Annotated in this window: 19 protein-coding genes; 15 read left to right on the forward strand and 4 right to left on the reverse strand. The window is 67.9% G+C overall.

Features of this window, described 5'->3' with window-relative positions:
* The first annotated feature begins 1 nt into the window (after position 1).
* The gene (locus tag A7U43_RS04720) at positions 2 to 988 is read left to right on the forward strand and encodes an MOSC domain-containing protein (protein ID WP_156525842.1); all 987 of its coding nucleotides are present in this window, start codon (positions 2 to 4) and stop codon (positions 986 to 988) included.
* Here the strand turns inward: A7U43_RS04720 and A7U43_RS04725 are convergent.
* A complete protein-coding gene (locus tag A7U43_RS04725; protein ID WP_067991720.1) occupies positions 985 to 1,320 on the reverse strand; it encodes a hypothetical protein in 336 nt (111 codons plus the stop codon). The two genes, A7U43_RS04720 and A7U43_RS04725, sit on opposite strands and share 4 nt — an antisense overlap.
* Positions 1,317 to 2,876 carry a Rieske 2Fe-2S domain-containing protein gene (locus tag A7U43_RS04730; RefSeq protein ID WP_067991723.1) on the reverse strand — a complete coding sequence of 520 codons (1,560 nt, stop codon included), beginning with the start codon at positions 2,874 to 2,876 and terminating at the stop codon, positions 1,317 to 1,319. Before A7U43_RS04730 ends, A7U43_RS04725 begins: the two co-directional genes overlap by 4 nt.
* Before the next feature lie 96 nt (positions 2,877 to 2,972).
* On the opposite strand from A7U43_RS04730, the gene A7U43_RS04735 reads away from it, so the two are divergent.
* Both A7U43_RS04735 and A7U43_RS04740 read left to right on the forward strand, forming a co-directional pair.
* A complete protein-coding gene (locus A7U43_RS04735) occupies positions 2,973 to 3,746 on the forward strand; it encodes a lysophospholipid acyltransferase family protein (protein WP_067991726.1) in 774 nt (257 codons plus the stop codon).
* A 16-nt stretch (positions 3,747 to 3,762) separates the two neighbouring features.
* Positions 3,763 to 4,575 carry a Cof-type HAD-IIB family hydrolase gene (locus A7U43_RS04740; protein WP_068001907.1) on the forward strand — a complete coding sequence of 271 codons (813 nt, stop codon included), beginning with the start codon at positions 3,763 to 3,765 and terminating at the stop codon, positions 4,573 to 4,575.
* 25 nt (positions 4,576 to 4,600) lie between these two features.
* Here the strand turns inward: A7U43_RS04740 and A7U43_RS04745 are convergent, their stop codons facing one another.
* Together A7U43_RS04745 and A7U43_RS04750 are read right to left on the reverse strand one after the other, a co-directional pair.
* Complete coding sequence (locus tag A7U43_RS04745; RefSeq protein ID WP_067991728.1) at positions 4,601 to 6,190, reverse strand: N-acetylmuramoyl-L-alanine amidase; 1,590 nt, start codon at positions 6,188 to 6,190, stop codon at positions 4,601 to 4,603.
* 156 nt (positions 6,191 to 6,346) lie between these two features.
* On the reverse strand, positions 6,347 to 7,333 hold the full coding sequence (locus A7U43_RS04750; RefSeq protein ID WP_067991730.1) for a hypothetical protein: 987 nt from the start codon (positions 7,331 to 7,333) through the stop codon (positions 6,347 to 6,349).
* A 260-nt stretch (positions 7,334 to 7,593) separates the two neighbouring features.
* Here A7U43_RS04750 and glf point away from each other — a divergent pair, with 260 nt between their 5' ends.
* From glf to pks13, 12 genes are all read left to right on the forward strand, one after another.
* Positions 7,594 to 8,802: a UDP-galactopyranose mutase gene (gene glf / locus A7U43_RS04755; RefSeq protein ID WP_067991733.1), complete on the forward strand. Its 1,209-nt coding sequence runs from the start codon at positions 7,594 to 7,596 to the stop codon at positions 8,800 to 8,802.
* Positions 8,799 to 10,754, forward strand: coding sequence for a glycosyltransferase (locus A7U43_RS04760; protein ID WP_067991737.1), 1,956 nt, complete (start codon positions 8,799 to 8,801; stop codon positions 10,752 to 10,754). The genes glf and A7U43_RS04760 overlap by 4 nt, the downstream gene beginning before the upstream one ends.
* Before the next feature lies 1 nt (position 10,755).
* Complete coding sequence (locus tag A7U43_RS04765) at positions 10,756 to 11,277, forward strand: phosphatase PAP2 family protein (RefSeq protein ID WP_067991741.1); 522 nt, start codon at positions 10,756 to 10,758, stop codon at positions 11,275 to 11,277.
* Positions 11,278 to 11,288: 11 nt separating this feature from the next.
* Complete coding sequence (locus A7U43_RS04770) at positions 11,289 to 12,191, forward strand: decaprenyl-phosphate phosphoribosyltransferase (RefSeq protein ID WP_411289624.1); 903 nt, start codon at positions 11,289 to 11,291, stop codon at positions 12,189 to 12,191.
* The gene (gene aftB, locus A7U43_RS04775; RefSeq protein WP_369322356.1) at positions 12,175 to 14,139 is read left to right on the forward strand and encodes a terminal beta-(1->2)-arabinofuranosyltransferase; all 1,965 of its coding nucleotides are present in this window, start codon (positions 12,175 to 12,177) and stop codon (positions 14,137 to 14,139) included. Before A7U43_RS04770 ends, aftB begins: the two co-directional genes overlap by 17 nt.
* 145 nt (positions 14,140 to 14,284) lie before the next feature.
* Positions 14,285 to 15,256 carry an esterase family protein gene (locus tag A7U43_RS04780; protein WP_156525844.1) on the forward strand — a complete coding sequence of 324 codons (972 nt, stop codon included), beginning with the start codon at positions 14,285 to 14,287 and terminating at the stop codon, positions 15,254 to 15,256.
* A 95-nt stretch (positions 15,257 to 15,351) separates the two neighbouring features.
* Entirely contained in the window at positions 15,352 to 16,356 is a 1,005-nt protein-coding gene (locus tag A7U43_RS04785; RefSeq protein ID WP_067991748.1) for an esterase family protein, read from the forward strand.
* 152 nt (positions 16,357 to 16,508) lie between these two features.
* Positions 16,509 to 17,396 carry an esterase family protein gene (locus A7U43_RS04790; protein WP_067991750.1) on the forward strand — a complete coding sequence of 296 codons (888 nt, stop codon included), beginning with the start codon at positions 16,509 to 16,511 and terminating at the stop codon, positions 17,394 to 17,396.
* Between the two features lie 71 nt (positions 17,397 to 17,467).
* The gene (locus A7U43_RS04795) at positions 17,468 to 17,971 is read left to right on the forward strand and encodes a DUF732 domain-containing protein (RefSeq protein WP_231963531.1); all 504 of its coding nucleotides are present in this window, start codon (positions 17,468 to 17,470) and stop codon (positions 17,969 to 17,971) included.
* Between the two features lie 47 nt (positions 17,972 to 18,018).
* Complete coding sequence (gene culp6 / locus A7U43_RS04800; RefSeq protein WP_067991753.1) at positions 18,019 to 19,035, forward strand: carboxylesterase Culp6; 1,017 nt, start codon at positions 18,019 to 18,021, stop codon at positions 19,033 to 19,035.
* 195 nt (positions 19,036 to 19,230) lie between these two features.
* Positions 19,231 to 21,120: a long-chain-fatty-acid--AMP ligase FadD32 gene (gene fadD32 / locus A7U43_RS04805; RefSeq protein ID WP_067991755.1), complete on the forward strand. Its 1,890-nt coding sequence runs from the start codon at positions 19,231 to 19,233 to the stop codon at positions 21,118 to 21,120.
* Positions 21,121 to 21,181: 61 nt separating this feature from the next.
* A complete protein-coding gene (gene pks13 / locus A7U43_RS04810) occupies positions 21,182 to 26,569 on the forward strand; it encodes a polyketide synthase Pks13 (protein WP_067991758.1) in 5,388 nt (1,795 codons plus the stop codon).

Here is a 26,569-nt window from a genome sequence, read left to right on the forward strand (position 1 = left end):
GATGTCGCCCACCGTGCGCGAGCTGTGGCGTTTCCCGGTCAAATCGATGGGCGGCGGCCGCGTCGACCGGGTGCGCATGGATCGCCGTGGTGTGCACGCCGACCGGCTCTGGGCGGTCCGCGATGTCGAGAAGGGGGTGACCGCCTCGGCGCGCCGGGTGCCGGTGCTGTTGGGCTGCTCGGCGCGCTATCTCACCGAACCCGGCGCGGACGCCGGTCCGGGCAACGTCCCGGCGGTAGTGGTGACCTTCCCCGACGGCCGCGAGCTGACCGATGACGACCCGGCGATGAACTCGGCGCTGTCCGAGCTGGTCGGACGGGAGATGCGGCTGGTGGCGCTGCCCCCGGTCGAGGACACCAGCCAGCACCGGATGTCGGTGTCGGACTCGCTGGCCAACTTCCGGGCCGCCCAGGTGCGCAAGGATTTCGGGCTCGCCGAGGACGAGGCGCTGCCGGACACCTCGGTGTTCTCGACCAAGGACATCATCACGCTGGCCCGGTTCTCCACACCACCGGGTAGTTTCGCCGATCTGAGCCCGGTGCACCTGATCAGCACCGCGAGCCTGCGCCAGCTCGCCCCGGGGGTCGAACCCTACGATGTGCGCCGGTTCCGGCCCAATGTGCTCGTCGACACCGGTGCGGACGACCGGGAGTTCCCCGAGTCGTCATGGGTCGGTGGCGAGCTGGGTATCGGGACGGCACGGCTGCAGGTGAGCATCCCGACCATCCGCTGCGTGGTACCGACCCGTGCGCAGCCCGGGATCGACGTGGACCGGGCGATCACCCGTCAGCTGGCTCAACGCACCGATCGTTTCCTCGGGGTGTACGCCGATGTGTCGGCTCCCGGGCTGGTGCGGGTAGGTGATCCCGTCGACGTGACGTTCCCCAAACCGCCCAACGCTTTCCAGCGTGCGACGACGGCACTGAACAAGTCGGCGACCCGCGGTGTCCAGCGACTGTTGGAAGCCACCGTGCTGCGCGCCCGCTAGTCGGCCAGCAGCTCCTGCAGTACGGACAGGAAGTCCTTGACCCGCAGCGGGGTGAACGCCGGGCTGGGGCGGGTACCCGGCACGTCGAGCACCACCAGCGTCGACTTGATCGGACGCCACACGTCCAGCGGCAACCATCGGCGCGGATCGTCGGCAGGCCCCCAGACCCGGAAACGATCGAATGCCAGACCCATCGTCTCGGTCCGATAGCCGCGGATCGCCTGCAGCGGAATAATTTTCGATGTCCCGGACGGAAAGTGATACCGACGCAGCGTCAACGCCTGGCGATCCAGCTGGATCAGGCCGTCGTCGTAGGACGCCGTCGTGGTCATGACGTTCGCGCGCTCCGCAGCGGATGTCCCTTGGCGGTCAGGCAACGGCCGGTGTCGAGGTTCCACTGCCAACCGTGCAGATTGCAGGTCAGCGTGGAACCTTCGACCACACCGAATGTGGAGAGATCGGCCTTGAGGTGCGGGCATCGGCGCTGGATCTCCCAGCCGTCCAGCACCGTCGAGGAGCTGTCATCGTGCGCCTCGGCGAACCAGCCGTCGGCATAGGCGATCCGCTCGTCGGTCAGGCATTTGAAGAAGGTGTACAGGTACTCGTTGTAGCCGCCCACCCGCCAGGCCTTGAACCGGGTGGACAGGAAGATGGTGTTCACCCAGTCCGGTTCGTTGTCGCGCACCACGGTGCGCACCAACTGTGCCGGGATCTCGAACCCGTAACGGAACTTCTCGTCGGGAACAGGCTCCCGCACAGCACGTTTCGGGAAGTCGATCACCACGGTCTCGGAGGTCTTGTCGCCGGGCAGCCGAAGCTCGACGGGGTACCCGATACCGTCACAGATCTGATCGGAGGCCAGCATGATCGGCTCGAACAGCGTGCGCAGCGGCCCCAGCAGCGAGTCGCCGTCGGCCGGCGCCCACGCCGCCTTCTCGGCGGCCAGCACCGGGGCCTGGCGTCGTGCGTAATCCTCGATGTACGCGGCCTTGCCGGTGGTGAAGATGGTCTCCGGATCCTCGATCGGGTGGATCAGTGAATTGAGTTGTGCACCACTGAAATCCGCGGTCGACCCGGGGATCATCAGCAGGCCGCCGTGGTGTCCGTGGCGGCGCAGCTGATCCAGGAACACGATCTGGTCGGGGAAGATGTTGGCCGGATCGCCGTGGTCGTCGTTGAGATCACGCAGGGCCGGGTCCAGGAAGCACGGCGGACCCGCCGAGGGCACCACCCAGCTGGCCCCGACCTGCGCGATGTACTGGCGGCAGCGATCCATCTGGCGTTGGCGCTTCTGGGTGCCGAACGCCTCCTTGGCTCGTGCCGGCATGTCGTAGACCATCGGGTACCAGATGGCTCCGGAGTACTGCAGCATGTGCACGTCGATGTGCCCGAACTCGGCGGCCAGCATGTCGAGGTCGACCGGCCGGGCGTCGTTCATGTTGAAAGCGGTTGTCCGACCGTCGCTCACCACCAGGCCGGAGTCACCGATGGGGCCGTCGGCGGGAGCGCGCAGCGCGATGATCATCACGTCGAGATCGCCCTTGGGACCGCTGACCCGATGCTTCACCGAATCGGTGGTCTCGAAGAAGGTGTGGAAGCCCAGCGCCTCCAGTTCGCGGCGCAGATCCGGGACCGGAAAGTCCGGCAGCAGCACCACGGCGTCCTTGTTGACGTGCGCACGCAGCAGCGCCGGGTCGAAGTGATCCTTGTGCAGATGGCTGACGTAGAGGTAATCGCAGTCCCCGAGGCGGTCCCAGTCCAGTTCACTGTTGTCCGGGAACGGGAACCAGGATGCGAAGTAGGCCGGATTGACCCAGGGGTCGCACAGGATGCTGCCCGCTTCCGTATCGATCCGGAAACCGGCGTGTCCGATGCTTGTGACCTGCACGAATGACCTTCCTGGTGGCTGATGCTCGGTCCCGAGTTTAGCGTCAGCCCGGGCGCTCTTGGGCCGCGGCGGGCCGGTGGAACTAGGCTGGGCCGTGTGGAACCGGTATACGGGACAGTCATCCAAGCCGCCCGGCTGGTGTGGCGGCTGCAGGGGCTGAAGTTCACCGTGACCGGTGTGGAGAACCTGCCGGTCACCGGCGGCGCCGTGATCGCGGTCAATCACACCAGCTACTTCGACTTCACCTTCGCCGGCCTGCCGGCCTACCAGCAGGGCCGCGGTCGCAAGGTCCGGTTCATGGCAAAGAAGGAAGTCTTCGATCACAAGATCGGCGGCCCGCTGATGCGCAAGCTGCGCCATATCGAAGTGGACCGGGCCAGCGGCGCCGACTCCTTCGCCGCGGCCTGCGCGGCGCTGAAGGCGGGGGAGCTGGTCGGCGTCTACCCCGAGGCGACCATCAGCCGCAGCTTCGAGATCAAGGGGTTCAAGTCCGGTGCGGCGCGGATGGCCATCGCCGCCGACGTGCCGATCGTCCCGCACATCATCTGGGGTGCGCAGCGGGTCTGGACCAAGGGGCACCCGCGCAATATGCGCAGGCCCAAGGTGCCGATCTCGATCGCGGTCGGTGAACCGATCTATCCGACGCTGCCACCGGCCGAACTCACCGAACTGCTGCACCACCGGATGCAGCATCTGCTGGAGAAGGTGCAGGATGCCTACGGGCCGCACCCCAAGGGCGAGTTCTGGGTTCCGCACCGGCTCGGCGGTGGCGCCCCCACGCTGGCCGAGGCCAACCGGATGGACATGGAGGAGGCCGCGCAGAAGGCGGCCAAGCGTGCGGCCGAGCGCCCCGGTGAGGCGCCGGCGTGACACCGAAGGACGGCTGATGCTGCCCACACTGATCGCCACCGACGTCGACGGCACGCTGCTCGACGAGCACGAGCGGGTGACACCGCGCACCGCGGCGGCCGTCCGCGCCGCGGTGGCCGCCGGCGCCCACTTCGTGCTGGCCACCGGCAGACCGCCGCGTTGGGTGCCGCCGGTCGTCGAACAACTCGGGTTCGCGCCGATGTCGGTGTGCGCCAACGGCGCGGTGGTCTATGACCCGGAAACCGACCGCATCATCTCGGCCCGCACCCTGTCGGTGCCGGAGTTGAGCACGCTGGCCGAGATCGCGGCGCGGGTGATCCCGGGGGCCGGCCTTGCGGTCGAGCGCGTCGGCCGGAGCGCCCACGATGCGGCGACCCCGCAGTTCGTCAGCTCACCCGGCTACGAACATGCCTGGCTCAACCCGGACAACACCGAGGTGTCACTGGAAGACCTGTTGAGCGCGCCTGCGGTCAAGCTGTTGATCCGCAAGGCCGGTGCGCGCAGCGGGGACATGGCCGCCGCGCTCGCCCCGCACGTCGGCACCGTGGGGGACCTGACCTACTCGACCAACAACGGGCTCATCGAGGTCCTGCCGCGCGGACTGAGCAAGGCCACGGGGATCGCCGAGGTGGCCGGGCCGCTCGGCGTCGAGGCCGGCGATATCGTCGCCTTCGGCGATATGCCCAACGACATCCCGATGTTGCGCTGGGCCGGGCTGGGAGTGGCCATGGGCAATGCGCATCCGGAAGCGCGCGCGGCCGCCGACGAGGTCACCGCTCCGAACACCGATGACGGTCTGGCCCGGGTGCTCGAACGGTGGTGGCTGTAGCCGGGCGACCGATCGAGCGGCGGCTCTAGGCCCGATTGTTGATCGGGGTGAACCGCTCCAGCTGCACGGGCGAGTGGTCGGGGCGCGGAAGCTCTACCGGCACACCGTCGATGACACGGGTGACCAGACCGGTCTCCCGGTCGAAGTTCAACGTGCCGTGCTGGAAGTTCTGTTTGATCCACAGCGGTTCGTGAATTTCGGCGCTGGTCGGCAATCCGAGCGCTCCGCGCTCGAATCCCAATGTGCCCCAGGCCTCATAGATCGCACCGGTGACGGGCTGGGCACCGGTCTCCGGTGACCAGTACATGGCGCCGCGGTCGAAGGTGACATACCGGGTGGCCCCGAAACCGGAGGCCTCCGGTGAGGTCGGCATGCCCAGTGGCCCGGCCTCGCTGCGCAATGTCTGCCATTTGGTGAAGATGGCGCCGCCGCGCAGGGTGTCCACGAGATCCTGCGGGCCCGGGGGCTGGTTGAACCGGGCGGCGATATCGCGCAGCAGGTCCATTTGCGCGTAGGCGGCATCACCTGGGCAATCGGTGTTGCCGACGTCGCGGTGGGTGAAGATATTGGGCAGCGTCGGGGTGGCGCCGCGCGGGAATAGGGTGAAGCTGCCGCCGGCGGAGGTGAGCGCGACGCTGCCGCGCGGGTCGACGTGATCCAGCCCGAGCCGCCAGCCGAGCAGCCTTCCGGTGGTGCGCAGCTGGATCGGGGTGGGGGGCACGGCGTTGAAATCGCCGAGCATCGCCACCCCCCAGGTGTCGGAGTTGAATCCGCCGGTGTGCGCGCCCTGCACGGCGCGGCTCATGCCGCCGGCGCGGCCTTCGAAGACCTGTCCGTACTTGTCGACCATCGCGTTGTAGGCGATATCGCACCAGCCCAGCGTGCGCGCGTGGTACTCGTAGATCGACCGGACGATGGCGGGCGAGTCCTGTGGCGTGTAATCGTTGCTGCCCGCGGTGTGGTGCACGACGGCGGCGCGGACGCCCCGGTCGTAGATGGGATCTCCGCACTTCATCGATTCGTTGGCGCCCCATTGGGCGCGGGTGATGATCTGTGGCGCCTGGCCCGGCACGGTGGCGGCGGTGGGCGGCGGGAACTGGACGTCGACCGGCGCCTGGGGCGGGCTGATGAGCACCGCATTGACGTTCTGCGGCAGCGGATGTTCGACATTTGCCGGGATATAGCCCAGCCCCGGGCCGGGCGTGGGTGCGGTGGGCGCGGGCGCAGCGGCGCGGGTGACCGCGATCTGCACGGTGTTGGTGCGTCCGACGAACACCGGCTCGGTGCCGTGGGTGCCGGTTCGCTCCGGTCCCACGCCCTCGAGGGTCTCGGCGTCATACCAGGGTCCCCAGCTGCCGTCGGCGCGCTGGGCGCGAACGCGGGCGGTGGTGCCGTCCAGGCTGTCGGCGGTCAACGCCACCATCGAGAACGGGGTGTCCTGATGGATTTCGCGCACCGTTTCGCCGCCGCCGAGTGCCGTCAGTGGCTGCTGGGTGATGGCGGTCTCGGTCGGTGCGTCGTCAGTGGGGAGCCCGCTGATGGCCCACGGCAGGATCGCGACCGTGCCCAGCACCGCGGACAGCAGTATGGAGGGTGCAGGGCGACGACGTGGCACGAACCGATGTTACGTATGTGCTTGCTGTTACCAGTGTTGCGACACGGACGCGTGGTGCCAAAGTTTTCACCCGGTCGCGGCCGCCGGTAAACCTGTAACGGCACCGCAGAGCCGACGCTGGCTTCTGCGGTGCCGTTCGGTGACAGGACTATCGGGTCAGGCCCCGGCTCCCGATACCGCCGCGGCGGCGGCACCGGTGGCGGCCTCGGCAGCACCGAGGCCGGCCTGGGCGGCGCCGGCTGCGGCCGGAGCGGCCGCTGCCGCGGGTGCGGCGGCAGGCGCGGCACTCTTGACCGCCGACATGATCGCCGGCATCACCATGCCCTTGAGCAGATCGATCGCCTGGCCGGCGCCGAGCTGCTCGGCGGCGCTGTTGATGGTGCCCAGCAGTCCGCCGCCGCCGGTGGAGGCCGGCATGGCCAGCGACGGGTCGGCACCCAGGATCGGGTAGGTCCCCGCCATCGGATCCAGGCCGATCGGCGCGGCGATCGGCACCTCACCGGGGAAGCCGGTGCCCAGGCCCGGGTCGGTCAGGCCCGGGGTCAGGCCGGCCAGGCCCGGATCGGTCAGCGAACCCGGCGACAGCGATGCCGGCGACAGCGACGGACCCGCCGCGCCCACCGGGGGGATGCTCAGTCCGGGGGTCGTCAGCTCCGGTGTGCTCAGTCCGGGGGTGGTGAGCTCGGGGGTGGACAGGCCCGGCGTGGTGAGCCCGGGAGCCGTCAGCCCGGGCGTGGTGAGCTCGGGGGTGGACAGGCCCGGCGTGGTCAACCCCGGTGCCGTCAGCCCGGGCGTGGTCAGCCCCGGTGAGGTCAGTCCGGGCGAGGTGAGCCCGGGTGAGGTCAGGCCGGTGGCGCCCAGTCCGGGCGAGACGAGCGTCGGGCTGGCGGCCGGCGATCCCGTCAGCAGGCCGGTCGGCATCGGCGGCATGTTGACGCCGAACTGTGACAGGCCCTGGGACAGCGCGTTGAGCAATTCGCCGGGCAGATCGGTGATCATGGCGGCGTGGACGAATTCGCGATGCTGGGGCTCGTTGGCCTCGGACATCTCGGAAACGGCGGCAATGGCGACAGGACTTGCGACGGCCAGGGCGGCGACTGCGCTCATGGCTGTCGAGAGCTTGCGTCGACGTCGGTTCGGCACGGAAGTCTCCTCAATACATGGACTACGTGTTTTCGGGTGTGTTGCGGATGAATCGCATCGCCAGACCGCGGTTCTCGTGCCCGGGTTACCGCCGTCTGCCAACGTGATTGATGGTACTGCTGTGACTCATGCGTCTAGAGTGACGATGCGGAATCGTGAGCTAATTGCGACCTGTCGCGAATCGTGCCGACAGCCCACGCGAGACCGGCCACATCACACGTTTCGAGCGGGCAGGCCACGGTCGGATACCCTTGCTGCCGATGTCCGCTGAATCTCATCGCGCAGATCTGCTTGTCGTCGGCTCCGGATTCTTCGGCCTGACGATCGCCGAGCGCGTGGCCAATGAACTGGGCAAGCGTGTGCTCGTCGTGGAGCGCCGCTCCCATCTCGGAGGCAACGCCTACTCCGAACCCGACCCGGAGACCGGTATCGAGGTACACCGCTACGGCGCGCACCTGTTCCACACCTCCAACCAGCGGGTCTGGGACTACGTCCGACGGTTCACCGAGTTCACCGGCTACCAACACCGGGTCTTCGCGCTGCACAAGGGGCAGGCCTACCAGTTCCCGATGGGGCTGGGGCTGGTGTCGCAGTTCTTCGGGCGGTACTTCACCCCGGACGAAGCACGGGCCCTGATCGCCGAGCAGGCCAGCGAGATCGACACCGCGCAGGCGCGCAACCTCGAAGAGAAGGCCATCTCGCTGATCGGCCGGCCGCTGTATGAGGCCTTCGTCAAGCACTACACCGCCAAGCAGTGGCAGACCGACCCGACCGACCTGCCCGCGGCCGTCATCAGCCGGCTGCCGGTGCGCTACACGTTCGACAACCGGTACTTCAACGACACCTATGAGGGTCTGCCGGTGCACGGGTACACCGCCTGGCTGCAGAACATGGCCGATCACGAGAACATCGAGGTCCGCCTCGACACCGACTGGTTCGCCGTCCGCGACGAACTCCGCGCGGCGAACCCGGGTGCGCCGGTGGTCTACACCGGACCGCTGGACCGCTACTTCGACTACGTCGACGGGCGGCTGGGCTGGCGGACGCTGGACTTCGAGACCGAGGTGGTGGCGACCGGTGACTTCCAGGGCACCCCGGTGATGAACTACAACGACCCCGACGTGCCGTTCACCCGCATCCACGAATTCCGGCACTTCCACCCAGAGCGCGACTACCCCACCGACAAGACGGTCATCATGCGGGAGTACTCCCGCTTCGCCGAGGCCGATGACGAGCCGTACTACCCGATCAACACCGACGCCGACCGGGCGCTGCTGGCCGGATACCGGGACCGGGCCAAGGCCGAGACCGCGGTCGCCGGCGTGCTCTTCGGCGGCCGGCTGGGCACCTACCAATACCTCGACATGCACATGGCCATCGCCAGTGCGCTGAACATGTACGACAACATCCTGGCGCCGCATCTGCGTGACGGTGCGGCCCTGGCTGTCCAAGACGAAGGCAACTCATGAGCGACATCCCGTCCGGAGCACTCGACTCGACGGAGTCCAAGGCGGTGAGCCTGCTGTCGCGGGTGATCCTGCCGCGTCCCGGTGAACCACTCGACGTCCGCAAGCTCTACATCGAGGAATCCGACACCAATGCGCGACGGGCGCACGCCCCGAGCCGCACGACGCTGGAGATCGGCGCCGAATCCGAGGTGTCGTTCGCCACCTACTTCAACGCCTTTCCGGCCAGTTACTGGCGACGCTGGTCGATCCTTGAGTCGGTGGTGCTGCGGGTGGAACTCACCGGCACCGCGCGGGTGGACCTGTACCGCTCCAAGGCGACCGGCGCGCGGATCACCGTCGGCGGCACCGAGGCGGCGAGCGCTGAGGACGGCGCCCCCGCGGTGGTGGAGTTCGAGGTCGACCTCGGCCCGTTCGAGGACGGCGGGTGGATCTGGTTCGACATCACCACCGATACGAAGGTCACGGTGCACAGCGCCGGCTGGTACGCCCAGCAGCCGGCGCCGGGCCGGGCCGATGTGGCCGTGGGTATCCCGACCTTCAACCGGCCCGCGGACGCGGTGAGCGCTTTGGCGGCGCTGACGTCGGATCCGCTGGTGGACGCGGTGATCACCAAGGTGATCGTCTCCGACCAGGGCACCAGCAAGGCCAAGGACCATCCGGGCTTCGGCGATGCCGCCGCGGCATTGGGTGAGCGCCTCTCCATTCACAACCAGCCCAATCTGGGCGGCTCCGGTGGTTACAGCCGGGTGATGTACGAGGCGCTCAAACACACCGACTGCGAACAGATCCTGTTCATGGACGACGACATCCGGGTCGAGCCGGATTCGATCCTGCGGGCGCTGGCGTTCAGCCGTTTCGCCAAGAAGCCGACGCTGGTCGGCGGGCAGATGCTCAACCTGCAGGAGCCCTCGCATCTGCACGTGATGGGCGAGATGGTCGACTCGGAGAACTTCATGTGGACCGGGGCGGTCAACACCGAGTACGACCACAACTTCGCCAAGTACCCGCTCAACGACGAAGAGCACGAACGCAGCCGGCTGCTGCACCGCCGCATCGACGTGGACTACAACGGCTGGTGGATGTGCATGATCCCGCGCCGGGTGGCCGAGGAACTCGGCCAGCCGCTGCCGCTGTTCATCAAGTGGGATGACTCCGAGTACGGGCTGCGTGCCGGCGAGCACGGCTATCCCACGGTGACCCTGCCGGGTGCGGCGATCTGGCACATGGCCTGGAGCGACAAAGACGACGCCATCGACTGGCAGGCCTACTTCCACCTGCGCAACCGCTTGGTCGTCGCGGCGCTGCACTGGGACGGCAAGATCAGCGGGCTGATCGCCAGCCATCTCAAGGCGACACTCAAACACCTTCTGTGCCTGGAATATTCGACTGTCGCCATCCAGAACAAGGCGATGGACGACTTCTTGGCCGGACCCGACCACATCTTCTCCATCCTGGAGTCGGCGCTACCCGAGGTGCGCAAGATGCGCTCGCAGTTCCCCGACGCGGTGGTGCTGGAGAGCGCGTCCGCACTGCCGGCGCCGTCGGACAAGCGCTGGCGCCGCAAGGTCAAGATCCCCACCAACCCGGTGTCGATCGCGGTGCGGTTGACCCGCGGTGTGGCCCACCAGCTTTCGGCGCACAATCCGGAGCATCACGTTCGTCCGCAGATCAACGTCGCGACCCAGGATGCCCGCTGGTTCTCGCTGTGCAACGTCGACGGCGTCACCGTTACCACGGCCGACGGCCGCGGAGTGGTCTATCGCCAGCGGGACCGCGCGAAGATGTTCGCGCTGTTGCGTGAGTCGCTGACCCGCCAGGTGCAGTTGGGTCGTAAGTTCAACAAGATGCGCAAGGTGTACCGCAAAGCGCTGCCGCAACTGACCAGCACCGAGAGCTGGGAAGCCGTGCTGGAGCCGGCGGGCTCGGTGCCCCCGGCGCTGGAAAAGGCCTGACGTGGCCGACGATCTGGCGCCCGAAGAGGCGGCGCTGGTATTTGTGCAGGCCACGCTGGCCGGCCGCCCGGGGGTCCTGACGACCGCGCGCGTCCTGTCGCACTTCGGCGAGCACAGCGCCGGCTGGGTCGGTGTGGCCGCGATCGGTGCCACGGTGGCACCCCGGCAGCGCCGGCAGTGGCTGGCCGTCGGCGTCGGGGCCTTCCTGGCCCACGCGGCCGCCGTGGTGATCAAACGGATCGTCAAGCGACAGCGCCCGCACCACCCGGCCATCGCGGTGAACGTCGGCACGCCCAGCAGACTGAGCTTCCCGTCGGCGCACGCGACGTCGACGACGGCGGCGGCCATTCTGTTGGCCCGGGTCACCGGGAGCCGACTGCCCCTGCTGCTGATCCCGGTGATGGCACTGTCTCGTCTGGTGCTCGGAGTGCACTATCCGACCGACGTATTGACCGGTGTCGCGGTCGGTGCGGCGGTCGCCAAGACCGTCGGCGCGGCCACCCAGAAAGAGGCAGTCCTGTGAGCGAAGAGCCCGTGGCGACCGCAGGCCCGCCGAAGAACCTGGCGTCGGGCATCGTCAAGGCGCTGCGGCCGCGGCAGTGGGTGAAGAACGTGCTGGTCTTCGCCGCGCCGGTGGCCGCCCTCGGCGACGACCGCTACGACTACGACATCCGCGAAGTCCTGGTGAAGGTGCTGATCGCGTTCGTGGTCTTCAGCCTGGCGGCGTCCTCGGTCTACCTGGTCAACGATGCTCGCGATGTCGAGGCCGACCGGGCGCACCCCACCAAGCGGTTCCGCCCGATCGCGGCCGGGGTGGTGCCCGAGTCGCTGGCCTACGCGATGGCCGTGCTGTTGGGCGTTGCCGCGCTGGTCATCTCGTGGCTGGTGTCACCGAATCTGGCCGCGGTGATCGGTGTCTACATCGCCATCCAGCTGGCCTACTGCTTCGGGCTGAAACACCAGCCGGTCATCGACATCTGCATCGTGTCCTCGGGTTTCCTCATCCGCGCCATCGCCGGCGGTGTCGCCGCCGGCGTGCCGCTGTCGCAGTGGTTCCTGCTGACCATGGCGTTCGGCTCGCTGTTCATGGCGGCCGGCAAGCGCTACGCCGAGTTGCAGCTCGCCGAACGCACCGGGGCCAAGATCCGCAAATCGCTGGAGAGCTACACCAGCTCCTATCTGCGGTTCGTCTGGACGCTGTCGGCGACCGCCCTGGTCCTCTGTTACGGACTGTGGGCCTTCGAACGCGACGGCAGTGAGGGCTCCTGGTTCGCCATCTCGATGATTCCCTTCACCGTCGCGATCCTGCGCTACGCCGTCGACGTGGACGGCGGGCATGCCGGGGAACCCGAGGAGATCGCGTTGGGGGACCGCGTGCTGCAGCTGCTCGCGGTGGCATGGATCGGAACCGTCTGTGCGGCTGCAATCCTCAGTTGATCGCCTGGGTGCCGCGGTCGCGGCGCGCCTGAGCGACTGGCCGGCCTACCGTTACGGGGTGTCGGCACGGATCAGCCTGTGGCTGTCGGTGCTGGTGGTCGCCGGGTTGTTCGGCTGGGGGGCCTGGCAACGGCGGTGGATGGCCGATGACGGTCTGATCGTGCTGCGCACCGTGCGCAATCTGCTGGCCGGCAACGGTCCGGTGTTCAACGCCGGCGAGCGGGTGGAATCCAACACCTCCACCCTGTGGACCTACCTGATCACCGCGGCGAGCTGGCTCGCCGGACCGCTGCGGGTGGAGTACGTCACGCTGGCGCTGACGCTCGCGCTCAGCGTGGCCGGGGTGGTCTTCGTCATGCTGGGTGCCGCGCGGTTGTATGCGCCGGGCCTGCTGGGCCGCCGTGCGCTGCTGCTCCCGGCGGGCGCGCTGGTCTACATCGCCATCCCGCCGGCGCGCGACTTCGCTTCCTCGGGACTGGAAAACGGTCTGGTGCTGGCCTATGTCGGCCTGCTGTGGTGGCTGATGGTGTGCTGGTCGCAGGCGCCGCGCACCGGGCGCGGGCGGGCCGGCCGCTACCTGACCGCCGCCTTGGCCTTCGTCGCCGGCCTGAGCGTGCTGGTCCGGCCCGAGCTGGCACTCGTCGGTGGCCTGGCACTGGTGATGATGGTGCTCGCGGAGCGGGGCTGGCGGCGACGCCTGCTGATCGTGGCCGCGGGCGGCGCGCTGCCGGTGGCCTACCAGATCTTCCGGATGGGGTATTACGGACTGCTGGTGCCCCAGACGGCCATCGCCAAGGACGCCTCCGGCGCCAAGTGGTCTCAGGGGTTCACCTACCTCGGCAATTTCAACGCGCCGTATCTGCTGTGGATACCGGCGGTGCTGCTGATCGTCGTGGCGGTGTTGCTGGCGGTATCGCGCCGTCGCCCGAATGCCCCGCAACGCCCCCGCGGATGGACCCGCGCACTCCAGAGTCCCACCGCGGCAGTGGTTTTCATCGTCCTCAGTGGCGCACTACAGGCCGTGTACTGGATCCGGCAGGGCGGCGACTTCATGCACGGCCGGGTGCTGCTGACCGCGCTGTTCTTGATGTTGGCACCGGTGGCGGTGGTGCCGATCGCGATCCCGGACGCCGCCGCGTCCAGCCGGCGCGCCGGCTATCTGCTGACCGGCGCGACGAGCGTGCTGTGGCTCTCGTTGGCGGGATGGTCGCTGTGGGCGGCGAATTCGCCGGGCATGGGGGCCGATGCCACCCGGGTCACCTATACCGGCATCGTCGATGAGCGGCGGTTCTACGCGCAGGCAACGGGCCATGCGCATCCGCTGACGGCAGCCGATTACCTGGACTACCCGCGCATGCGTGCCGTGCTCGTCGCACTGCGCAACACCCCGGACGGGGCGCTGCTGCTCCCGTCGGGCAACTACGACATGTGGGATGTCGTACCGGCCATCCCCGCACCACCGGACAAGCCGCGTCCCCCCGGTGAAAATGGGCCGCACACAGTGTTTTTCACCAATATGGGCATGCTCGGGATGAATGTCGGTCTCGATGTCCGGGTCATCGACCAGATCGGGTTGACCAATCCGCTGGCGGCGCACACCGCGCGCTTGGAGGATGCCCGTATCGGCCATGATAAGAACCTGTTCCCCGACTGGGCGGTGGCCGAGGGCCCGTTCCTCAAGGAGCGGCCGTTCATCCCGCCATATCTGGACGAAGACTGGATCATCCAGGCCGAAGCGGCCCTGAAATGTCCTGACACCGAGGCGAAGCTGAACGCGGTTCGGGCCCCGTTGGGTCCCCGGCGTTTCCTATCGAATTTCGTGCACGCGCTCGATTTCGGTCAGTACCGGATCGACCGGGTTCCCCTCTACGAGCTGCGCAGATGCGGTTTGGCGGTGCCGCCGCCCAGAACGCCGGAATACACCGGGCTGCCCGCCACCGGGCCGTGAGCAACGTCACGGTGGTTTTGCGGCGGCGGTAACGGCGCGGCTATGTTGTGGCGATACACAAGCGTGGCCACAGATGCCCGCCGCGGATTTCCGCGTGGCAAAGCGCTACATCGCGTTGCCTATGAGATGGATGGATAGACAACACATGCGTAGAACCCTTGGTGTGGTCGCCCGGCGACTGCTGCAGACCGCGGTGGTGGCCATCGCGGCCGCGGCGACCATCGTCGTGACCCCGGCGCCCACCGCCGCCGCCTTCTCCCGTGAGGGTCTGCCGGTGGAGTACCTCGACGTCTTTTCCACGGCGATGAATCGCAATATCCGGGTGCAATTCCAGCCAGGAGGCCCCAAAGCCGTCTATCTCCTCGACGGCCTGCGCGCCCAGGACGACTACAGCGGCTGGGACATCAACACCGCGGCCTTCGAGTGGTTCTACGAGTCCGGCGTGTCGGTCGTCATGCCGGTCGGCGGGCAGTCCAGCTTCTACAGCGACTGGTACTCGCCGTCGACCTTCAACAGCCAGGCCTACACCTACAAGTGGGAAACGTTTCTCAGCAACGAATTACCGCAGTGGCTGGCCGCCAACAAGCAGATCTCGCCCACCGGCAACGGGGTGGTCGGACTGTCCATGGCCGGCGGAGCGGCGCTCATTCTGGCTGCCTATCACCCAGCGCAGTTCACCTATGCCGCAGCGCTTTCCGGTTTCCTCAACCCGTCCACACCGTTCATGAAGCAGGCCATCCGGGTCGCCATGCTCGACGCCGGTGGTTACAACGTGGACAACATGTGGGGCCCGCCGTGGGATCCGGCCTGGAAGCGCAACGACCCGGTCGAGCAGGTCGGCAAGCTGGTGGCAGCTGGCACTCGGCTGTGGATCTACTGTGCGCCAGGGGGTTCCACGCCGCTGGATGAGAACGCCGATCCGGGCCAGAAGTTCAATGCCGACAGCCTGGAGGGTCTGGCGATCGGCAGCAACAAGAAGTTCCAGGATCGTTACACCTCCGCCGGCGGGCGCAATGCGACCTTCAATTTCCCGGCCGCCGGCAACCATTCGTGGGCGTACTGGGGAGCCCAATTGCAGGCTCTGAAGCCAGATCTGATCGCCACTCTGAATCGCTAGCACGGGATTCGCCGCAGAGAGAACTCGTGCCGGGTTGTGGTTGACTACATGACAGTGACCGGCTGTGGTCGCAAAACGATGGGATTGACATACGGATGAGTTTCGTTTCGAAGTTGCGCGGTGCCACGCGCCGAGTGGTGGTCGCGACCGCAGCTGTCGCGGTGCTGCCCGGTCTGGTGAGCGCCGTCGGCGGCTCGGCGACAGCTGGAGCTTTCTCGCGGCCGGGTCTGCCGGTCGAATACCTTGAGGTCCCGTCGGCCGGGATGGGCCGCGACATCCGCGTCCAGTTCCAGAGCGGCGGGGAGAACTCGCCCGGGCTCTACCTGCTCGACGGTCTGCGCGCCCAGGACGACTTCAACGGCTGGGACATCAACACCGCGGCCTTCGAGTGGTACGACGGCTCGGGCCTGTCGGTGATCATGCCGGTCGGCGGCCAGTCCAGCTTCTACTCCGACTGGTACAAGCCCGCCTGCGGCAAGGCCGGTTGCTCCACCTACAAGTGGGAGACCTTCCTCACCCAGGAGCTGCCGGCATTCCTGGAGACCAAGGGCGTGGACCGAACCCGATCGGCCGCCGTCGGTCTGTCGATGGCCGGATCGGCCGCGCTGACCCTGGCCATCTGGCATCCCGCGCAGTTCCAGTACGCCGCCTCGCTGTCGGGCTACCTGAACCCCTCCGAGGGGTGGTGGCCGTTCCTGATCAACGTCTCCATGGGTGACGCGGGCGGCTACAAGGCCAACGACATGTGGGGCAAGACCGAGGACGAGAGCAGCGCCTGGAAGCGCAACGACCCGATGGTCAACATGGACCGTCTCGTCGCCAACAACACCCGCGTCTGGCTCTTCTGCGGGAATGGCAAGCCGGCCGAGGTCAACGGCACCGTGGCGGGAGACAACCTGCCCGCGAAGTTCCTGGAGAGCTTGACGCTGCGCACCAACAAGACGTTCAAGGACGAGTACGTTGCCGCGGGCGGCACCAACGGTGTCTTCAACTTCCCGTCGGGTGGAACGCACGACTGGCCGTACTGGGGCGCGCAGTTGCAGGCCATGAAGCCGGACATCCAGCGCGTGCTGGGTGCGACGCCGGCCGCGGCGCAGTAGCGCCGACCCACGATCGATGACCGGCGGCGGTGATCCCCTCGGGGTCACCGCCGTCGGTCGTTTCCGGCGCGTGTCGTCGCGGTGATGTGATTCACTACAACCCGTTGGTGGGGATTCGGCGCCGGGTCATTCGGCCAGACAAGAGGTGGGACATGAGGCTGCACGCAATGGTGTGCGCGGTGTTGCTGGCGATGGGTCTGTGGACGGTGTCGGCCGCGGCCGACACCCCGGCCAAGGCCGACGGCGTGGAGTACCTGATGGTCCCGTCGGCGGCGATGGGCCGCGATATCCCGGTCGCGTTCCAGGCCGGCGGCCCGCATGCGGTCTACCTGCTCGACGCCTTCAACGCCGCCCCGGACGTCAGCAACTGGGTCACCGCGGGCAACGCGATGAACACCCTGGCCGGGTCCGGTGTCTCGGTGGCCGCCCCGGCCGGCGGGGCCTGGAGCCTCTACACGAACTGGGAGCAGGACGGCAGCAAGCAGTGGGAGACATTCCTGGCCACCGAGTTGCCGAACTGGCTGGCGGCGAACAAGGGGCTGGCCCCCGGCGGGCACGGCGTTGTCGGGGCGTCCCAGGGCGGCACCGGCGCGCTGATGCTGGCCACCTTCCACCCCGACCGGTTCCGGTACGCGGGTTCGCTGTCGGGCTTCCTGACCCCGTCGCGGACCTTCGAGAACGGCGCGATCACCGCCGGCATGGCGCAATTCGGCGGTGTCGACACCCACAACATGTGGGGCCCGGTGCAATTCGGCCGGTGGAAGTGGCACGACCCCGATGTGCATGCGCAGTTGCTGGTGGACAACAACACCCGGCTGTGGATCTTCAGCCCGCAGACCACCACCTGCAGTGATCCGGTCGCCATGATCAACGACTGCGCGCAGGCACAGGGCAGCAACCGCACCTTCTATTCGCATTACCGGGGGATCGGCGGCCGCAACGGGCACTTCGACTTCCCCACCGGCGGCCAGCACGACTGGGGTAGCTGGTCGGCCCAGCTCGGCGCGCTGCGCGGTGACCTGGTGGCGGCCATCGCCTGACCAGGCGTCGGTGCGATAACGGTCACAGTCAGCTTCGGGGCCGGGTGCCGGGCAGCCGGTACCGTGGAATCGTGCAGCACGACCGACGGTGGACCGCAACCCTGGCAAAGTGGCCGGCGGTTCCCACGTCATTCGCGATGCTGACTCCGGTCCTGCTGGCTTCCATCGCGATGATGACGAGTGGTTGTTCGCTCGGTGACAGCACCCTGACCACCATCGGCCAGCCCGCAGCGCAGTCCACCGACGCGCGCGCCCAGGGCATGCAGGGCATCATCCGTGACGGCGAACGCCCCGAGGATCACTTCGCGGCGACACCGCATCAACAGGCCTACCTCAAGGCACTCGCCGACGCCGGGGTGCAGCCCTCGGACGAACTGATGGCGCTGAGCATCGGCGCCTACGTCTGTCAGGCGCGCGCGGCCAAACAGTCCGAACAGGCGGTGTGGGATTTCGTGTTGCCTCTGGTCCGCAACGATGTCGACGATGCGCACGCCACCTCGATCGCCCCGGAGGCCGGGGAGGTCAACTCGAGGACCGCTGACTACATTCGCATCGCAACCGAACGGCTCTGCTAGCCCGACGGCACACTCGCAGGGCTGACAGGACGGAACACGAAGGACTCATGGCGACCAAGAACAGCAGACGGAAACGGCATCGCATACTGGCCCTGGCCGCGGCCGCCGCGGTCGCGGTGCTGGTGGCGGTGCTCGTCGCCGGCGTGGTGGTGTTCATGCGCCAGCCCGACACCCCGCCGATCGCCACCCCGCCCGGTGCCCCGACCGAGGTGCCCTCGGGGGTGCCGACAACCGGCAAACCGCGGCCGGAGTTCCAGGACGCGAGCTGCCCGGATGTGCAGCTGGTCTCGATCCCGGGCACCTGGGAGTCCTCGCCGCAACTCGATCCGCTCAACCCGACACAGTTCCCGATCGCCCTGCTGCTGAACGTCACCAATCCGCTGCGCGCCGAGTTCGGCACCGACCGGTTGGAGATCTACACCGTTCCCTACACCGCGCAGTTCCACAATCCGTTCTCCGCCGACGGGCAGATGTCCTACAACGACAGCCGCACCGAGGGCTTCAACGCCACGGTGCGGGCGATGACCGATATGAACAACCGGTGCCCTTTGACCAGCTATGTGCTGGTGGGCTTCTCGCAGGGCGCGGTGATCGCCGGTGACGTCGCCAGCGATATCGGCAACGGACGTGGCCCGGTGGATCAGGACCTGGTCCTCGGCGCGATGCTGATCGCCGATGGCCGCCGGCAGGACGGCGTCGGCCAGAATCTCACCGCCAACCCGCCGGGGCAGGGCGCCGAGATCACCCTGCACGAACTGCCGATGCTGTCGGCGTTGGGGCTGTCGATGACCGGCCCGCGCGACGGTGGGTTCGGTGCGCTCGATGCCCGCACCTACCAGATCTGCGGTGCCGGTGACCTGATCTGCGCGGCGCCCGAGTCGGCGTTCTCGGTCGGTAATCTGCCCGCCACCCTGGACACGCTGCTGGGCAGCACCGCCGGTCCGGTGCACGCGTTGTACAACACCCCACAGTTCTGGACCATGGACGGCAAGACCACCACCCAGTGGACCCTGGACTGGGCCCGCAACCTCATCGAGAACGCACCGCATCCCAAACACGGCTGAGACCGGCGCGCGTCAAGGCGACTCGCCGGTAACCAGATTTGGCCTGCGCGAATCGAACACTTAACATTAAGAGAAAACTAAGAGCGATGAGTATCGGCCGGTGGTTTGTTCAGGGGCGGAGATCCGCGCGCCCGGTACGATTCCGGGGGCTCGCGACGACCGTGCGATGAGTCTGTGCTGTGACAGGAGTATTTGATGCCGTTTCATAACCCGTTCATCAAGAACGGCCAGATCAAGTTTCCCGACGGCGCCAGCATCGTCTCTCACGTCGAGCGGTGGGCCAAGGTCCGCGGCGACAAGCTCGCCTATCGTTTCCTGGACTACTCCACCGAGCGCGACGGTGTCGAATGCGAGTTGACCTGGTCGCAGTTCAGCGCCCGCAACCGCGCCGTCGCGGCCCGTCTGCAACAGGTCACCGAACTTGGCGACCGCGTCGCCATCCTGTGCCCGCAGAACCTGGACTACCTGGTCGCCATGTACGGCGCCATCTACGCCGGCCGCATCGCCGTGCCGCTGTTCGACCCGTCCGAGCCCGGCCACGTCGGCCGGCTGCACGCGGTGCTCGACGACTGCCGGCCTTCGGCCATCCTGACCACCACCGCTGCCGCCGAGGGCGTGCGCAAGTTCTTCCGCAGCCGACCGGCCAACCAGCGCCCGCGCGTCATCGCCGTGGACGCGGTGCCCGCCGAGGTGGCCTCCACCTGGGAGCCGGTGGAGGTGACCATCGAGACGGTCGCCTACCTGCAGTACACCTCCGGGTCGACCCGCATCCCGACCGGCGTGCAGATCACGCATCTGAACCTGGCCACCAACATCGTGCAGATCATCGAGGCGCTGGAGGCCGAGGAGGGCGACCGGGGCCTGTCCTGGCTGCCGTTCTTCCACGACATGGGGCTGATCACCGCGCTGCTGTCCCCGATGATCGGGCACAACTTCACGTTCATGACCCCGGCGGCCTTCGTGCGCCGGCCGGGCCGCTGGATCCGGGAGATGGCCCGTAAGCCCGGTGACACCGGCGGTGTCATCTCGGTGGCTCCGAACTTCGCGTTCGACCACGCCGCGGCCCGTGGCCTGCCCAAGGACGGCGAGCCGCCGCTGGACCTGTCCAATGTCAAGGCGGTCCTCAACGGCAGCGAGCCGATCTCGGCGGCCACCGTGCGCCGCTTCAACGAGGCCTTCGGCCCCTACGGATTCCCGGCCAAGGCCATCAAGCCGTCCTACGGACTGGCCGAGGCGACGCTCTTCGTGTCGACCACTCCGTCGTCGGAAGAGCCCAAGATCATCCACGTCGACCGCGATGCGCTGAACTCCAACAGCATCGTCGAGGTCGACGCCGATTCCCCGAAGGCCGTCGCGCAAGCGTCGGCGGGCAAGGTGGGCGTCTCCGAGTGGGCCGTCATCGTCGACGCCGAGTCGGCCACCGAGCTGCCCGACGGCCAGATCGGCGAGATCTGGATCAGCGGCCAGAACATGGGCACCGGCTACTGGAACAAGCCCGAAGAGACGATCGCCACGTTCCAGAACCTCCTGAAGTCGCGCACCGAGCCGTCGCATGCCGAGGGTGCCGCCGATGACGCGACCTGGGTACGTACCGGCGACTACGGCGCCTTCTACGACGGTGACCTCTACATCACCGGCCGGGTGAAGGATCTGGTCATCATCGACGGCCGCAACCACTACCCGCAGGATCTGGAGTACTCGGCGCAGGAGGCCACCAAGGCGGTGCGCACCGGTTTCGTCGCGGCGTTCTCGGTACCGGCCAACCAACTGCCCGCCGAGGTGTTCGAGGACACCCATGCCGGACTCAAGCGTGATCCCGAAGACACCTCCGAGCAGCTCGTCATCGTGGCCGAGCGTGCGCCGGGTTCGCACAAGATGGAGCTGGGCCCGGTCGTCGACGACATCCGGGCCGCCATCGCCGTGCGCCACGGGGTGACCGTGCGCGATGTCCTGCTCACCCCGGCCGGTGCGATCCCGCGTACCTCCAGCGGAAAGATCGGCCGCCGTGCCTGCCGTGCGGGCTACCTCGACGGCAGCCTGCGCAGCGGCAAGATCGCCAACGACTTCCCCGACGAGACCGACTGAGACCGCCTGGTTTCCGGCCGCATCACCAAAGGCCGCACGGCGGCGAAAGTGAACAGTGGAAATGACTGAAGCACAAGATAATTCACTCCAGCCCGCGGCAGCCGACGACCTGCCGGCCGTGTCCGGGTCCGCATCGGAGGCGGTGTCGCCGGCGCGTGGCGACATGACCGTGGCCGAGATGCGGGAATGGCTGCGCAACTGGGTCGCCAACGCCACCAACCAGTCGCCGGACACCATCAACGAGTCGGCTCCGGTGGTGGAGCTCGGATTGTCCTCGCGTGACGCGGTCGCGATGGCCAGCGATATCGAGGATCTGACCGGCGTCACCCTGACGGCCACCGTCGTCTTCCGCAACCCGACCATCGAGGCGCTGGCCACCGTCATCGTCGAGGGCGAACCCGAGCCGGTGGTCGACGCCGACGAGGACTGGACCCGCCCGGCCGACGTCGAGGATATTGCGATCGTCGGGCTGGCCACCCGGTTCCCCGGTGAGATGAACAGCGCCGACGAGATGTGGGCGGCACTGCTGGAGGGCCGTGACGGGAGCTCGGATCTGCCGGAGGGCCGCTGGTCGGAGTTCCTCGGCGAGCCGCGCATCGCCGAGCGGGTGGCCAAGGCGCACACCCGCGGTGGCTACCTGTCCGATATCAAGGGTTTCGACTCCGAGTTCTTCGCGCTGTCGAAGATGGAGGCCGACAACCTGGACCCGCAGCAGCGGATGGCTCTCGAGCTCACCTGGGAAGCCCTTGAGCACGCCCGCATCCCGGCGTCGAGCCTGCGTGGTGGCGATGTCGGCGTGTACGTGGGCAGTTCGAACAACGACTACATGTTCCTGGCCGTCGCCGACCCCACCACGGCGCACCCCTACGCCATCACCGGAACGGCCAGTTCCATCATCGCCAACCGGGTCTCCTACTTCTTCGACTTCCGCGGACCGTCCGAGTCCATCGACACCGCCTGCTCGAGCTCGCTGGTCGCTGCCCATCAGGGTGTCCGCGCGCTGCGCAGCAAAGAGATCGACGTGGCGATCGTCGGCGGGGTGAACGCCATGGTGACGCCACTGGTCACCATCGGTTTCGACGAGGTCGGCGGGGTGCTCGCCCCGGACGGCCGGTGTAAGTCGTTCTCCTCCGATGCCAATGGCTACGCCCGCTCCGAAGGTGGCGGCATGCTGGTGCTCAAGCGGGTCGCCGATGCGCGGCGCGACGGCGACGAGATCATCGCCGTCATCGCCGGCAGCGCGGTCAACCACGACGGGCGCTCCAACGGCATGCTCGCGCCCAACCCCGAGGCACAGGCGGCGGTGTTGCGCAAGGCCTACAAGGACGCCGGCATCAACCCCCGCGATGTGGATTACATCGAGGCGCACGGCACCGGCACCATCCTGGGGGACCCGATCGAGGCCGACGCGCTCGGCCGGGTGGTCGGCCTGGGTCGCGCAGCCGACCGGCCCGCACTCTTGGGTGCGGTGAAATCCAATGTGGGACACCTCGAGTCGGCGGCCGGTGCGGCGAGCCTGGCGAAGATGGCGCTCTCGCTGCAGCACGACAAGCTGCCGCCGTCGATCAACTACGCCGGACCGAACCCGTACATCGATTTCGACAAGGAACACCTGCGGGTCAACGACACCGTCGCTGACTGGCCGCGTTACAGCGGCCGCGCCATCGCCGGTGTCTCCGGTTTCGGTTTCGGCGGCGCCAACGCCCACCTGGTGCTGCGCGAGGTGCTGGCCTCCGACCTGGTCGAACCGGAACCGGAAGCGCCTGTCGCCGAGGAGAAGCCGGCCGCCGAAGCGACTTCCGTCGGTGGGGTCCGGATGGACGAGTACGGCGAGTTCGTCGATTCGGACGCCGGGGACGGCTACCCGAGCTACGACGAGGACAGCTACGAACTGCCCGGGCTCACCGACGAAGCCAAGCGCCTGATCGACGCGGCCCGCGCCGAGCTGGAGGCCGGGGAACAACCGACACCTGTTGTTCCGCTGTTCGTCTCGGGATTCCTGACCTCGCGCAAGCGGACCGCGGCCGGGGAGCTTGCGGACTGGATCGATAGCGAAACGGGCCGCGCCTCGTCGTTGGAGTCGATCGGCCGCTCGCTGTCGCGCCGCAACCATGGCCGCTCGCGTGCGGTGGTGCTGGCCCATGACCACGATGAGGCCGTCAAGGGTCTGCGCGCCCTCGCTGACGGCAAGCCCAGCCCGCTGGTGCTGGCCGCCGACGGCCCGGTCACCAACGGACCGGTCTGGGTGCTCGCCGGTTTCGGTGCCCAGCACCGCAAGATGGGCAAGAGCCTGTACCTGCGCAACGACATCTTCGCCGAGTGGATCAACAAGGTCGACGCCTATGTGCAGGATGAGCGCGGGTACTCCGTGGTCGAGCTGATCCTCGACGACGCCATCGACTACACCGACGAGACCTGCGAATACCCCATCGAAGTGGTCCAGACGGTGATCTTCGCCATCCAGATCGCGCTCGGTGAGCTGCTCAAGGCGCACGGCGCCAAACCCGGTGCGCTGGTGGGACAGTCACTCGGTGAGGCGGCGGCTGCCTACTTCTCCGGGGGGCTGAGCCTGGCCGATGCCACCCGCACCATCTGCTCGCGGGCCCACCTGATGGGTGAGGGCGAGGCGATGCTGTTCGGTGAGTACATCCGGCTGATGGCGCTGGTCGAATACTCGGCCGACGAGATCAAGACCGTGTTCTCCGACTACCCGGGGCTGGAGGTGTGCGTCTACGCCGCCCCCAGCCAGACCGTCATCGGCGGCCCGCCCGAGCAGATCGACGCGATCATCGCCCGGGCCGAATCCGAGGGCAAGTTCGCCCGCAAGTTCCAGACCAAGGGCGCCAGCCACACCCAGCAGATGGATCCGCTGCTCGGTGAACTCGCCGCGGAAATTCAAGGGATCCAGGCGCTTCCGACGCAGGTCCCGTACTACTCGACGGTGCACGAGGGACAGCTGATCCGCGTCGGTGCGGACCCCATCCACGATGTGGACTACTGGAAGAAGGGGCTGCGGCACAGCGTCTACTTCACCCACGGCATCCGTAACGCCGTGGACAACGGGCACACCACCTTCCTGGAGCTGGCGCCGAACCCGGTGGCACTCATGCAGGTCGGGCTGACCACCGCCTCGGCGGGTCTGCACGACGCGCAGCTGATCGCGACGCTGGCCCGCAAGCAGGACGAGGTCGACTCGATGACGGTGGCGATGGCCAACCTGTTCGTGCACGGCCACGATCTGGACCCGCGCACGCTGTTCCCGCGGCGGGCTCGCGGACTGGCCGGGGCGCTGGACTACGCGGACATCCCGCGCACCCGTTTCCGGCGTAAGCAGCACTGGCTGGACGCCCGGTTCACCGGGGACAGCTCGGTGCTCATGCCGGGCACCCATGTGGCCACCCCGGACGGCCGGCACGTCTGGGAGTACGCACCCGACGGTGCCGCGGACCTGTCCGCACTGGTGAAAGCCGCAGCCGCACAAGTCCTTCCCGATGCCCAGCTGACGGCGTTCGAGCAGCGCGCGGTCCCGGCCGACAAGGCCCGCCTGGTCACCACGCTGACCCGGCATCCCGGCGGTGCCACGGTGCAGGTGCATGCGCGGATCGACGAGTCCTTCACCCTGGTCTACGACGCCATCGTCACCCGCGGCGGGCAGCCGGCCGTGCTGCCGACGGCGGTCGGCGCCGGCGCGGTCGCCGAGATTGCCGCCGCCCCGTCAGTGGTGGAGGAGGAGCCGGCGACGCCGGCGTTCGAGGCCGATAACCTCACCGCCGGAGCGAATATCGGGGCGAACTTCGCCAAGTGGTCCCCGGACACCGGTGAGACGGTGGCCGACCGGCTGGGCACCATCGTCGGCAGTGCCATGGGCTACGAACCCGAGGATCTGCCCTGGGAGGTGCCGCTGATCGAACTCGGCCTGGATTCCCTGATGGCCGTGCGCATCAAGAACCGCGTCGAGTACGACTTCGACCTGCCGCCGATCCAGCTGACCGCCGTGCGTGATGCGAACCTGTACGCGGTGGAGAAGCTGATCCAGTACGCCATCGAGCACCGTGACGAGGTCGGGGAACTGGCCGAGGCACAGAAGGGGCAGACGGCCGAGGAGATCGCCGCGGCCCAGGCCGAGCTGATGGGTGGCGCGACCACGGTCGCCGAGCTGGAGGCCAAGCTGGCCGAGGCGGGGCATCCGATCGCGGCCGAGAACACCGACGGGACCGCCGCCGATGCATTGGCCGAGGCGGGTATCGAGATCCCGCCGCCGCCAACGGATCCGAGCGGACCGGCTCAGGCCGATCCCGCGAAGCCGAGCGGCACCGCGGCCGCGGCGGCAGCCAAGGTGCTCACCCAGGAGGCCGTCACCGAGGCGCTCGGGGCCGATATCCCGCCGCGTGATGCGGCCGAGCGGGTCACCTTCGCCACCTGGGCGATCGTGACCGGCAAGTCGCCGGGCGGCATCTTCAACGAGTTGCCTGCGCTGGACGCCGCCGCCGCCGAGAAGATGGCCGGCCGACTGTCCGAGCGTGCCGAGGGCATCATCACCGTCGAGAACGTGACATCGGCCAGGACCATCGAGGAACTGGCCACCCACGTCCGCAACCAGCTCGAAGACGGCGTGGTGGACGGCTTCGTGCGCACCCTGCGCGCCGCGCCCGAAGGCTCGAATGCGGTCCCGCTGTTCGTCTTCCACCCGGCCGGCGGGTCCACCGTGGTCTACGAGCCACTGATCAAGCGGCTGCCCGCCGATACGCCGGTGTACGGAATCGAGCGGGTGGAGGGTTCCATCGAGGAACGCGCCGCCGAGTACGTGCCCAAACTGCTGGAACTGCACAGCGGTCCGTTCGTGCTGGCCGGCTGGTCTCTCGGTGGTGCGCTGGCCTACGCCTGCGCCATCGGGCTCAAGCAGGCCGGTGCCGATGTGCGGTTCGTCGGACTGATCGATCTTGCCCTGCCCGGCGAGCCGATCGACAAGTCGCAGGCCGGGATGCGGGCCCGCTGGGACCGCTACGCGCTGTTCGCCCAGCGCACCTTCAACGTCGAGATTCCCGAGATTCCTTACGAGGAACTGGAGAAGCTCGACGACGAGGGTCAGGTCAAGTACGTGCTGGATCTGGTGTCGCAGAGCGGTGTGCAGATCCCCGGCGGGATCATCGAGCACCAGCGCACCTCGTACCTGGACAATCGGGCGCTGGACACCATCGAGATCCGGCCCTACGACGGACACGTCGCGCTCTATCTGGCCGACCGGTACCACGATGACGCCATCGTCTTCGAGCCGGCGTACGCCACCCGCAAGCCCGACGGCGGCTGGGGTGACTATGTCGCCGACCTGGAAGTGGTGCCGATCGGCGGTGAGCATATCCAGGCCATCGACGAGCCCTATATCGCGAAGGTCGGCGCTCACATGAGCGAGGCCATCAACCGCATCGAAGCTGAGAAGGACTCCAAGTGA

The sequence above is a fragment of the Mycobacterium adipatum genome (assembly GCF_001644575.1).
In the GTDB taxonomy this organism is placed as follows: domain Bacteria; phylum Actinomycetota; class Actinomycetes; order Mycobacteriales; family Mycobacteriaceae; genus Mycobacterium; species Mycobacterium adipatum.